General features: G+C 40.0%; 7 protein-coding genes and 1 pseudogene. 1 reads left to right on the top strand and 7 read right to left on the bottom strand.

Annotated features, from left to right (window positions below):
* Positions 1–351 precede the first annotated feature (351 nt).
* Positions 352–429, bottom strand: coding sequence for a putative holin-like toxin (locus KHA99_RS31585; protein ID WP_372447627.1), 78 nt, complete (start codon positions 427–429; stop codon positions 352–354).
* 1159 nt (positions 430–1588) lie between these two features.
* Here KHA99_RS31585 and KHA99_RS31580 point away from each other — a divergent pair.
* Positions 1589–1711: pseudogene (locus tag KHA99_RS31580) on the top strand (hypothetical protein); the annotation flags it as partial.
* 206 nt (positions 1712–1917) lie between these two features.
* Here KHA99_RS31580 and KHA99_RS20320 read toward each other — a convergent pair.
* The 6 genes from KHA99_RS20320 to KHA99_RS20295 all read right to left on the bottom strand — a co-directional run bounded on the left by KHA99_RS20320 (position 1918) and on the right by KHA99_RS20295 (position 12128).
* Positions 1918–2289: a hypothetical protein gene (locus KHA99_RS20320; protein ID WP_213119305.1), complete on the bottom strand. Its 372-nt coding sequence runs from the start codon at positions 2287–2289 to the stop codon at positions 1918–1920.
* 208 nt (positions 2290–2497) lie between these two features.
* A complete protein-coding gene (locus tag KHA99_RS20315; RefSeq protein WP_307852111.1) occupies positions 2498–6664 on the bottom strand; it encodes a 5'-nucleotidase C-terminal domain-containing protein in 4167 nt (1388 codons plus the stop codon).
* A 458-nt stretch (positions 6665–7122) separates the two neighbouring features.
* Positions 7123–8424, bottom strand: a complete 1302-nt coding sequence (locus KHA99_RS20310; RefSeq protein ID WP_213119304.1) for an MFS transporter — start codon at positions 8422–8424, stop codon at positions 7123–7125.
* Between the two features lie 407 nt (positions 8425–8831).
* Positions 8832–10142: a WD40/YVTN/BNR-like repeat-containing protein gene (locus KHA99_RS20305; protein ID WP_213119303.1), complete on the bottom strand. Its 1311-nt coding sequence runs from the start codon at positions 10140–10142 to the stop codon at positions 8832–8834.
* Positions 10143–10171: 29 nt separating this feature from the next.
* The gene (locus KHA99_RS20300) at positions 10172–11152 is read right to left on the bottom strand and encodes a hypothetical protein (RefSeq protein ID WP_213119302.1); all 981 of its coding nucleotides are present in this window, start codon (positions 11150–11152) and stop codon (positions 10172–10174) included.
* A 160-nt stretch (positions 11153–11312) separates the two neighbouring features.
* Positions 11313–12128, bottom strand: a complete 816-nt coding sequence (locus tag KHA99_RS20295) for a lipid II flippase Amj family protein (RefSeq protein ID WP_213119301.1) — start codon at positions 12126–12128, stop codon at positions 11313–11315.
* Positions 12129–12330: the final 202 nt, after the last annotated feature.

Genomic DNA, 12330 nt, shown 5'->3' with positions numbered 1-12330 from the left:
TTGAGTTAGTATTCTCCTCCATGCAAATCATATTCAGGTGTCACTTAATCTTAATTAATCAAAAGGATTACAAAAAAAGATAATGAGAAATAACTTTTCTGTACAAAATATTTCAACAGGACTGATCTTAAACATCAAAATGGCAACTCCCTCGTATACTCTTTTTTTATTTGTAAAATACCAATTTATTGCATATAATAAAGATATACAGAGTAGCATAAAAAAGGGATACCAGCTCCAACTGGCATCCCTAATATACAGCCACACTGCATGAAGTGCAGTGACCGCCAAGCTATATTATGAGCAAAGAAGTAACCTTACCCTTTTACACTGGCAGGTGCGGGGGGAAGGTTACTTTTTTTTGAAGAGAGCTATTAACACTGAGATGAACGTTAGAATGAACATTCCAAACCCAAACATCAGAGTCATTGCTTCGACAAAAGTAACCATCAGTGGCCTCACCCCCCTTCAAAGGAAGTCGGTTAATACCACCACCTTCCAAAAAAGAAAGTTAGCGGCCACGGCTCACCCCACTATGCAGCTGTACATCTTTATTATATCATTCGCCCCTGTCTAGCCACAATTTTTATCATTATGTAAATGTTTTTTGAACTTTGTCATTAATGGTGAATGAGCAAAAATATGGTCAGTCCCCCAGTTCATTCAAAGCGTTAATTGACCGGAAACTGCACCCAAGATTCAAGATTACTATCTTACCGTTCGAAACAGCACAGTTTTCCCCTCCATTATCCATTATCCCTTTTACTACACGCGATGCTCAAATTCTACTAAGTGTATTTTCCTAAATAAGCGGATTTCCTCACATAGTTTGCAATCGACGCAATTTGCTGGGATAAACTTAATCTAATGACGCAATTTGCTGCTTATTAGATATGCATGTCGGTGGGACAGAGAATTTTACATGTTCCGCACTTATTTTTAAGGTGCTCTCTTTCCTTAAGCTTACGAGCAGAATAGACCCTTTTTTAACGGTGCATCACTTTTCATGCGGTCACAGGCAAAATAGACCTCCTTATTTTTACCAGTACCACGCTTTTCTCACGCTCACGGGCAGAATAGGCGGCCTATTTTTACCAGTACGACACTTTTCTTGCGCTTATGGGCAGAATAGACCGCTTTTTTTTACCGGTGCGTCACTTTTCTTGTGCTCTCGGGCAAAATAGACCTCCTTATTTTTACCAGTACCACGCTTTTCTCACGCTCTCGGGCAGAATAGGCGGCCTATTTTTACCAGTACGACACTTTTCTTACGCTTTAGGGCAGAATAGACCGCTTTTTTTTACCGGTGCGTCACTTTTCTTGCGCTCTCGGGCAAAATAGATGGTTTATTAAGGAACATTTTTATCTTCATCCGAGACTGTTTTGTCTATCCCCTATACCGGCCGTTTCGTAAAATTGAAAGTAGCCCAATACTCACCTATCAATAGGTACGTGTCTCCACGGAATAGATGATGCCGGTCTGCTTTTGTTTGCCATTGTAGTGATTTCAAAAATTGCAAACGTGAACAGCCGCAGCCAAAAAATAAACTGACTAGTTGTTAATCGATGATGGAAAGTAGATGTCGCAAAGTGGCAAACAAGATCCGTGTCAGGACCTAATACGCAACAAACGATTAAAGACAGCATGGTTGGATTTAATGAACAGCTAAAGGTTAATTTAAACTTTTTGCAAAATATGATCCAGACGTAGAAACTGAAAATTGAAACGTACCTTTTTAATTTTAATATGACCTGCTGTTTATAAAATTAACTTTGTATAATGAATACTTCTTGTTTTATTTAACAGTCCTAACCATTTCAACTATATTAATAAAAACCAAGCGTCTCCACATATTGTAGAAACGCCTGGTTTATTGAGACTTCATATTGGATTTAATTTTTTTATATCAGTAATTTTTAATAATGGGGGTAATAATGGTGGTAATATGGATATGGATATGGATATGGGTAAGGATGGCCATATCCAATGCCTGGTCCGCCAAACCCAAGTCCTGGTCCAAATCCTAACCCTGAGCCTGGTCCTCCTAAACCAAGACCTGGTGCGAAACCAACCCCCGAACCCGGACCACCTAAGCCCATACCTGGATAAAAACCAGGTCCAATTCCTGGTCCCCCAACACCAAGTCCCGGTCCAAATCCTAACCCCGAGCCTGGTCCTCCTAAACCAAGTCCTGGTGAAAAACCTACCCCTGAGCCTGGTCCTCCTAAACCTATTCTTTCATCAATTGGAACATGGACAATATAATTTATATGATTATTCGGAATCACTTTCATCCTCCTCATTTCGTGTTTCATTAGAGCATATGCCTTTTGGTAATAAACTCCTGGGTATTCGCCCTGAATCTTCAAATTATCTATGACATATGCGGATGGGTATTTTTGTAGCTAACCTTCTCGTTACTTGATAATACGGTTTCTGTAATATTATGTTATGAAAAAAATGGCAGGCTGCCCAAATAGCAACCTGCCTTCTCACTTACTTTTCGTTTTTCTTTAATACGTCAACAACAGTTTCCATACTAACATTGCCAGCAGCATCTGTGGCCGTCACCGTTAATAAATTCTTGTGTTTTTGCTTTGGCACCGATACGGTAAACTTACCGTTAGCATCTGCTACAGCTGTACCTATCTCCACAGTACCCATCATTACCTTAACATTTGCACCGGCTTCTGTTGTACCTGTGACAACCGTATCATTATGAATGACAGGATTAACCTGTGGAGCATCTGGTGCAGTTACATCCTTAACTGTCACGACTGTCGCTTCACTTACATTGCCAGCCGAATCTGTTGCCGTAACGGATATCTCGGTTCCAGCTGCTTGTTTCGCAATCTCGATGACAAAGCTGCCGTCCCCTACAGCAGTACTTGACCCAAGAATGTTTCCATCAACAAACACTTTAACCGTTGAACCTGCTTCTGCCTTACCTGTTACTATAGTCGATTGGTCAGAAACTTCGTTTACAGAAGGAGCGTCTGGAGCTACGCTGTCCGCAACTGCTTGTACGATTCTGCCGTCAACCACTGGTGAAACCGGATTGAACTTTTCTAAATAGGAAGTAAACACTTCAAAGTCTACGATGTATAACTCTGTGATACGGCCTTCGTCCTTGGCGGTTTTAAACATGCCGTATCCATCGCCACCGTCCGCCGTAAAGGCATTCGTCGCTATTCGATACGTTTTATCGAGTTGAAGTTCTTCATAGCCATCAGGTGTTAAAGCCTCAACATACCAGACGCGTTCACCAACTGGTTTTGCTGGATCGTACTTGAACTTTAACCCTGATACCTGCATGAATCCACCTGCACCAGGTGCGCTCACACTATGCTCTAAAGCAGCAAGAATTTCTTTTCCTGTTAGGTCAAGAGTGACTAGGCTGTTGCCGAATGGCAGTACCGTTAACACTTCTCCTAATGTGATATCTCCTTGATCAATGGAGGCACGGATTCCACCGCCATTTTGCATCGCGATATACGTTGGGATGAACTCATTGGCTTTAGCGGCCATTCCGTCTGCAATTAAGTTTCCTAGGTTCGTTTCCTTGCTGCGAACATCAGCACGTTCACCATTTAATGCAACAGATGTACTTCCTACCACCTGTTTTTGTAGTTCTGTTAATGGAGCTTTATACTCCTCCACCTTCGCTTGAGTAGCAGCATCCTCTGCATACGTACTTAAATCCTTGAGTTCACCGGCGTAATCAGAAATCACTCCATTTTCGTCGAATGTTACATCAACAACACCAAGGTATTTTAAATACTCGTTAGCTTGGACAATTAGTGTCGGTTCCGCTTTATCTACAACCACTGGAGCATCTAGTTTTGTATGGGAATGCCCGCCAACAATGACGTCAATACCGTCTACCTTCTTTGCTAAATCCAAATCTGGTTGATAGCCTAAGTGGGATAAAGCAATAATTTTGTTTACACCTTGTGCTTCAAGCATTTCGACTGTCTCATTGGCTTTTTCGACTGCATTTTCAAATACAATGTCATCAGCAGGATTCGCTAGGAATGTTGTATCTTCTGTTGTTAATCCAAAAATACCTACTTCTTCTCCATCCACCTTTTTAATAATGGCTGGGAAGATTTCTCCATGTTCATTCGTTCCGCCGATTGAGTTATGGAATAGTGGTCCTAAATCCGGATCCTTTGTCATGTTAACGTTGGAAGAAACAATTGGGAATTCTGCCTGCTTGATAAAGTTCGCAAGAGTGGCCGAATCCTTATCGAACTCATGATTTCCAAGAGTCATGGCATCAAAACCTAGTTGATTCATAAAATACAAGTCTGCTAGACCTAGATACTGTCTGAAATACAATGTTCCTGAGAACACATCCCCTGCATTTAGCAACAGGCTATTTTCCTTCTGGGAACGCACTTCGTTCACAGCCGTAATCAGTCGTGGGAATTGCTCTACATATGCATGTGTATCGTTTGTATGAAGAAGTGACATCGTGAATGGTCCTTTTTCTACGGCTAAATCTAACTGGGCAACTAATGCATCATGATCACTAGCGCGTCCATGTTCTTCCATATACGGTGAGTTAAAGTTCACGATATCCAGTTTAGCTGATTTAGCTAAATTATTGGATACTAAAATATGATCCAACACTTGTGCATTTCCTTGATAGTTATAAGTGTATCTTTCAGAAGCAGGCAGGGTTTCAACTAAGTTCGTTAAATCATCACCTTTTAATGCTGCTAGTGGTGCTGAAAACTCAAAATCGTTCAAGTCACCTAATACCACTACATTTGCATCCTCGTTCTTTGCCTTTATGTCAGAGACAAAGTTATTAACAATCCTCGCAATTTGTACACGCTGTGCTTCACTCTCAAGGTGTGGCGGTTGATTTTTTCCAAATAAAGGTTCATCGCCGCCTTTTGAGTTAAAGTGATTGTTAATGACAATGACTTCTTCTCCTTGGAAAGTAAACTCAGCTGCAAGCGGCTTACGGCTGCTGTTGAATGCAGCATTTGTTGGGTCAATGCGGCCAGGGTTTAAGGTTAGAGAACCATTTTCATAGGCAACAGCCGTTGTGGCATTTCCCTTAGGGGCCTGGTTAAGAGTCACACGAGCAGGATTGTATAGATATCCTACACGAATATTTCCTCCTGGTACTCCACCGTCTTTCCCGTCAACTGGAGCAATTTCGGTCCAAGCATAGGTTGGTCCGCCAAAGCCTTTGATGGCATCGCTTAATGCCTTGTAGTTTGCATCCGCTTTGACAACACCGTTATTCGTTTCCCCGCTTTCGTCAAGCACCTCAACTAGACCAATGATATCGGGAGAACCTAAGTTCTCGACCATCGATTTTGCCAGCTTATCGCGTTTGGCAGTATCTGTTGCTACAAAGTTTTCGATATTGTAGCCTGCGATGGTTAGTTTGTCTTCTTCCTTTTGTATCGTCGTGACTTCATTCGTTCTTGGTCGTTCTACTAGGTTAGGTAGATTAGCTGCTTTTGTGAGAATCTTAAAGTTACTAAACGTATAGCTGACCACTCCTGTGACAGTTCCATCAAAGGAGTCCCCCGCTTTCGTTACAAACTCGCGGTCATCAAGCTGAAGGAGCATTTTTTCAGGATTTTGATTTACTTTTGTTAAAAGCGGAGTTCCTTCTTTTGTATATGCTTTTCCATCCACTTGACCAGTAATGACAGGTACTTCTCCATATTTCTGTGGTCCTGTTACAGTTGGATTTTCGATGGAAACAAGCATCCCTTCAAGGCTTTCATAAAAATCGATGCCATCCTCTGCCGGGTCAAATGTCCCGAATTGATCGTTGTCGATGACAGAAGTTGGCGGAATTGCGTCCCTACCGATTACGATCGGAGCCGGAAGCTGATTTCCACCAGAAACCTTAGTAACCTTGCCAGATTGGGCATTAATTTCTGTCATCGCTAAATCGGTTTGCAGCTTCTCTGCATATCCATCTAGTACCCACTCTTTGACAAGTCCCGAAACCGTTACGCTATCCCCCACAGCCACACCGTGAGACGGCTTGTAAACGAGAATACCTTCTGACGTATTAGAGTTGTTATCTGGGTTTGGATCCTGCATGTAAAAATTGCTGCCGTCTACTACGTAGGTTACGATTCCAGGTACATCTGCTACATTTTTATCTTTATATGGTGAAGTATGAGATTGACCTTGAATATCGCGAATCTTTAAACCTGTTTCGCCATTTCCGGGTTCATCTGGAGGTGGTGTTGTGCCATCAAACGAAATGGCCGATGGAGATTTTAGACCAGGTACTGAAAAATAAGCTTCAAGTGAACCCGTAACAAAAACCTTTTTTCCTACGATCGAGGGATTCGTAAATAATCCAAAGTTTGAACGGAAACTACTTGGGATTTGAACGGGCAGTATTTTCGTTGCGTCTCTTTCCGTAGGGCTATCTGCAATGGCGAAGTTAAAATCATCTTTAAATGGTGCATCAAAATCATATGTAGCTTTCCCACCACCGCCACCTGTTGTATAAGCTACAATATACCCTGTCACTGTGGCTGTCCCCGTATTATTTGCAATTGCCTGAGCAACCGTAATAGGTTCAGCCGCTTGTGCCCGAAATGGGAGAACCATGCTAATCAACATGACAAACATTGTCGTTATCGCAAATAGCTGTTTTCTAAGCCTCTCCACGTGCGTTCCTCCTTTAAATTTGTTTATTTATTACCCTCTATAAAATAGTACTTCCAAATAATCTTCTAAATCTATCAATATATCCTCCTTTCTCTTGTAGGAAGCACTAGAGGTATACTACCAATTTACCATTTCTTCTAGTTATTTCCTTTCGTTTAACTGAATTTTAACCCTCACAAAACAAGGCGTTAACAATTTTTACAAAAGAAAATATTGAATTCTTTAAACTTATTATAATATTTTCCAATTTCTTCTTAATGAGAACAAGTACCTAGACCTTCCTTCTTATATAGACTATCTGCTAGCGTAATAATCATTGATACATATTTTACTCAAACAAAAAAATACGACGGTATAAGCCGTCGTATCAACCTAAATCAGTAGAAATGGTATGGTGGTCAAAGATTCATATTATTGGGGGGCAGCCACGAAAATGGATGCCCTCCTTTCCCTCATCATTATAGAGACTTGTTCGCCGTTTCCTTGGTTTTTAACAAAGCAATAAATGCTATTAAGGAAGCGGCGATTAAGTAGAAGGCAGGTGCAAATTTGTTGTTTGTTTGAAGAATGAGAAATGTAGCAATGAATGGTGCAGTTCCGCCAAAGATGGCGTTACCCAAGTTGAAAGACAATCCAAAGCACGTAAAGCGTACAGAGGTTGGGAACATCTCTGATAAGAACGTGGCGAGCACACCATCATTTCCGGCCAATATAGCCCCAAGGAAGATCTGTGCTAACACGGCGTATACTCCTCCCAAAGGAAGAAGCATGAAGGCCGGATAGGAAAACAAAATAAACAATAAACTGGCTCCAATCAACACTGGCTTCCTTCCTATGCGATCTGCAAGTGTACCAACAATAGGTAGAAAAATTACATAAGTTCCAAGTGAAGCGATGGTCGACAGAATTGATTTAACACTGTCAAAGCCCAACTCATTAGTAAGGTAGGTGGGCATGTAGCTAAGAATAGTATAAAAACCAACGGCATTGAGGCAGATTACTCCGAAAGCAACAATGATCTTTCTCCAGTTCTGACGAATGCTCTCGAAAACAGGATCCTGGGGCTTTTCATGGTCCATCTCTTTAAAAGCAGGCGTTTCTTCAACTCTCGTCCGCAAATACAAGGCGATTAAACCTAGAGGTCCTGATACAAGAAAGGGAATACGCCATCCCCAGCTGTGCAAAGCATCCTGATTTAGAGAGAATTCAAGACCTGCCGCGGTCAAAGCCCCTATTAACAGTCCTGCAGCGGTACTCGCCGGCACAACACTGACAAGTAGTCCCCGGCGTGAACTCGGGGCATATTCGGCAATAAACAAGGAAGCTCCAGCATATTCACCCGATGCCGAAAAACCTTGAACAAGACGGCAGAGAAGAAGTAACGCGGGTGCGGCCATTCCTATCGTAGCATAGCTGGGAATTAGCCCAATTAGAAATGTCCCAAGTGACATCATGATGATCGTAAGAGTCAAGATCCGCTTTCGCCCAAGCTTGTCACCAAAATGTCCCCAAACGATTCCCCCTATTGGCCTTGCTATGAAAGAGATGGCAAACACCCCGAATGTACCTAGCAATGCGGCTCGATCGTTCCCGGGGGCAAAGAAGACTGCAGCGATGACAGTTGCTAGATATCCGTATGAAGCGTAATCAAACCATTCAATTAAATTCCCCATGCCTGCTCCAAAAACAACTTTCTTTACGTCCGAGTAACTGACTTTCTTCGTTTCTATCGTATTTTTGGCTTTTTGTTGGACTTCCACCTAGTATTACCCCCTTGTTTACAAATCGACTATCAAACAAACTATTCATACAATTCAGATAATTATAGTTATTTAAAGACCTTTGGAAACTAGGTTCCAAAGGCAAAAAAATAACAAAACGACGTTTTGTTTTACCTATATCGAAAGCGCTTACAAGTAGAATAGCATAGTAATATTTCTACAACAATTGGTATCAAACGCTAAACTTGTTGTTGAAAGTTCCGAATATTTTGTATTTACTGGACAAAGATACCAAACTTTGAAATCGACTATTTTATTGAGAAAGGTCTACTGTCGTATAATCTGCTGTTACTGTCGCATAAGCCGTTGTTACTGTCGCATAATGATAATTTCAAAAAAAAGAGCATTCCTCATGACAAAGAAATCCTCCATAAAACCTTTACTATTTAATTTTTTCTATCACGAAGTACCCCATCCGGATCGACTAAACCAGCGAAAGACCATGTCTTCCCTTGATCCTGTGAGGTGAACTTTGCCAATACCTTTCCACCCAAATAATCACCTTGTGGACCTTGATTCACTAACAAAGTTCCCTCCGTTCCGTGAAAGGTAGGAATCTCTGCTATTGTGAAGTATCCCTGATATTCTTCCGGTATCGGAACCTCTACACGTTCCCAGTTTGCTCCACCATCGATTGTCCGATATAGATTTGGAATTGGCGACTGTGCTTCATATCGTAATTCACCAAAGGAGATGAACCCTAATTGATCGTCAATAAACCCTCCGTCTGTCACTAAGGAATAGACATCCTTAACAGATCCGGCGTTGTACCAGGTCTCTCCGCCATCGTTTGTTTTAAATACAAAGTGTGCCTCCCAACTCATCGTTTTATCACCTGTCACGATAAGAAAGCCATCCTTGTCCGATGTGAACCCCAGTAATCGCAGCCTCAAAGATGGCAGCTGGTCCGAAACCAACACTTCATTCCAGGATTTCCCTTTATCCCGACTAACCAGAACCGTCAACCCCTTGTTAAGTACAAACGCAGTTATCTCCGGTGTAATCACATAGCTGCCATTCATTAATTGTTGGTCCGTACCGCCCAGTCCACTGCTTAATAAATTTTCAACCGCAACAGGAACTACTCTCCATTTTTCACCACCATCATAAGTGACCCTAAGCTTATCATCCTTAATCTCATACTTTATGCTTTTCGAGGGTTCCTCGATTCCGGCTTTCTTTCGATATTCTTCCATCATTTGAACAGGTGGCAGCCCAATTTGCGTATCGGTTATTCTTTCAATATTTGTTAATGTGTACGTTAAATTTTCTTCCTTTTTGATGCTTAGTTTCCAAACGATATTAGGAACGACTCGGTCATCCTGCATCTTTCCCCAACCGTAATCGATTTTTGGTGTTCCTTCAGGTAACTGAACTTGAAACACAACCGCCGCTATAAAATAGTTCTCATCTCCCGATAACTTCGTAAATCTAGTAAAGCTCTTACTCGCAATCGCACCTTCACTCTCTAACTGATTCATGAAATCAAACCAGATTCGGTAAGCAATCGTTTCTGGTTTTTGATCACTTTCTTCTACTTGAATTGTATAAGGGAGTTTAATATTTATATCTTCCTTTTTTACTTCGACTGGTTTCGTATTGGGATTTTCATGATCCCCATTAAACAGTTGAAAGATAATGAAGAGAACAATTAATATAGAACTAAAAATTATTAACCTACTTTTCGTTGTTTTCAATGGAATTCATCCTTCATTCAAATATAAACTTACTCTTCATGAAAAAATGGATTATAGATATAACGCTGTGGAGTAATCATATCCTCCTTGCCTGGAACGTATAAGGAGATGGTTGGTCCCGAGTTTCCTGGAGCAGATATGGAAGGAATAACCTTACCTTTTTCATCCATATAGCGAATCCCCTCCCGAATAATCCCCCAGTTTCTTATTCCTTTATACATGACAGCATAATGCTCTTCATTCCACCGTTTTACTTCATCTTTAACGGGTATCCATTTTAGCATATTGATAACAATCGATAAATCGTTGTTCGGATCATAAACCGTTGTTCCTTCCCCATGCCAATCTTGTTTATGGATCTTAACCTTATTGCTCTTTGTTTTATCAAAATAAATTAAATATCCTGATTGTAGTTTCCGGTCTTGGTCAAACCCATAAACATACATATAAATGTCTGTGATTGTCCCATCCTTTTCAAAGTCTATTTTTAAATCATTGGTCATTAAATACGGTTCCAGCTCCATCTTCTCTTTTACAGAATCCAGTATTCCATCTAGCTTTGCTGCGTAAAAATTATCATTCTCTAGCTTGACTCGTGTCTCTGTTTTCAACTCCTGGATTTTCCAGGCTAATGCCCCGTTAAAATTGACAGCATTCGAGCCAACATAATATCCTCCAACCATCGTAACCAATGAAAAGAGAATAACCGTCCATTTCCAAAAGTTTGGATGAACAGGCTTAACAATTTTTAAATCTTCGTTTATCTCTCTTTTCACTAGCTTACGATAAGTAACAATAATATGGATAAACATTAATAATAGCAGAAAGCTGATACCTAAAAAAATCGGAATATTTGTTTTCATTTGTCCTATTTTTGTAATGGTGTACAGAATTCTCCACCACATGATATATAGTAGAAGGATAAACAAACTGCTTTTACTTCCAAAAAATAAATATCGCAATATCAGTCGTCGATATAATTTTTTAGTCAATTTATTTTCAATTGCCATACATATAACCCCTCCTGGTCAAATTGCATCCTGTTTCAAATCCTCCACTAAACTATCATATTAAAATAATACCTATTCCAATATATAGAAGGCAAAATAAAAATACTGTATCCCTATAAGGAAGACAGTATTTTTAAATTTAATGAATATAATCGATCTATTAAATCCACTTAGCAAACCAAGCTACATAATATGCTGCAGGGATAAATAGTAGTTGAGCAACAATTGTTCCCAAGAATTTAGAGCTTATCATTGTCAGAGAATAGCTTTTTAAGTAAATGTAATCGGTTTGCTTTTTCATTACTCTATCAGCTAACACCGACGCTTTGGGGTCAATAAACAATGTCAAAAGAATCGTTGCTATACCATTTATAATTCCAGATGACATCAATGCTGCCTGAGCATAATCTTTAGGAACTAACATTGAAGCATAAATTGAAGATAGAACACCAATCGTAAAAACAGCTGAAATGATGACATTAATCACAAAGAGCCGTTTTGGAATGGTTTTTAATGTAATTCCCTTCAGATATGCAAATCTCGGCATCCTTAAACACATAAAAACTTTTCTTAAGCCATTTCGATTGAATTGATGAACAAACAGCGCAATGATTGAACCACGTTGATTTGAAAGTTGAACAATGGCTCTTGAAAAGATATTGATGAACGTCGGAAATAAAAGTATCCCCAACAAAACCCCTATGGAGGTTACAGCTATTAAGATCCTATATTGTTCCTCTATAAAGTGCAATTTGTTTACATCAGGTGCTTCTGCAATAAGTTTTGCTGTAAGAGGTTGTTGAATCATTGTAGAAAACCTTGAAACAATCACCAGTGTACTAAACAAAGATAAAGCAGTGGCGATTAATCTTACTCTTGCTCCTGAAATTCTTGTTGAATAAGCTAATGTTTCAATCATTGTAATGATCAATAAAAACAGAGCGATAATAATTACTTTACCTGAAATTAGTCCCATAAATAACCCCTAAAAAAATATGATAGCCGTATTATAAACTAAATTATTTTCTTTTGGAATTATTAGATGAGATCGTACAAGGATAATTCATTCTTAAAACTCCATTACCTCATCTTGGTTATTACATACAACATGATTTGACCAACTTTACTAATCCGATATAGCGGGACAAACTCATTGTTAAAATGGCGAATTACCGTTC

Source organism: Neobacillus rhizophilus (assembly GCF_018343535.1).
Classification (GTDB): Bacteria; Bacillota; Bacilli; order Bacillales; family Cytobacillaceae; genus Neobacillus; species Neobacillus rhizophilus.
The sequence above is the reverse complement of the archived record's forward strand: the minus strand, read 5'-3'. Positions and strand labels throughout refer to the sequence as shown.

Excerpts from the sequence above, each read along its gene's own strand:
- KHA99_RS20295 (WP_213119301.1), bottom strand. The coding sequence starts at position 12,128 with ATGGGACTAATTTCAGGTAAAGTAATTATTATCGCTCTGTTTTTATTG.
- KHA99_RS20300 (WP_213119302.1), bottom strand. The coding sequence starts at position 11,152 with ATGGCAATTGAAAATAAATTGACTAAAAAATTATATCGACGACTGATA.
- KHA99_RS31585 (WP_372447627.1), bottom strand. The coding sequence starts at position 429 with ATGACTCTGATGTTTGGGTTTGGAATGTTCATTCTAACGTTCATCTCA.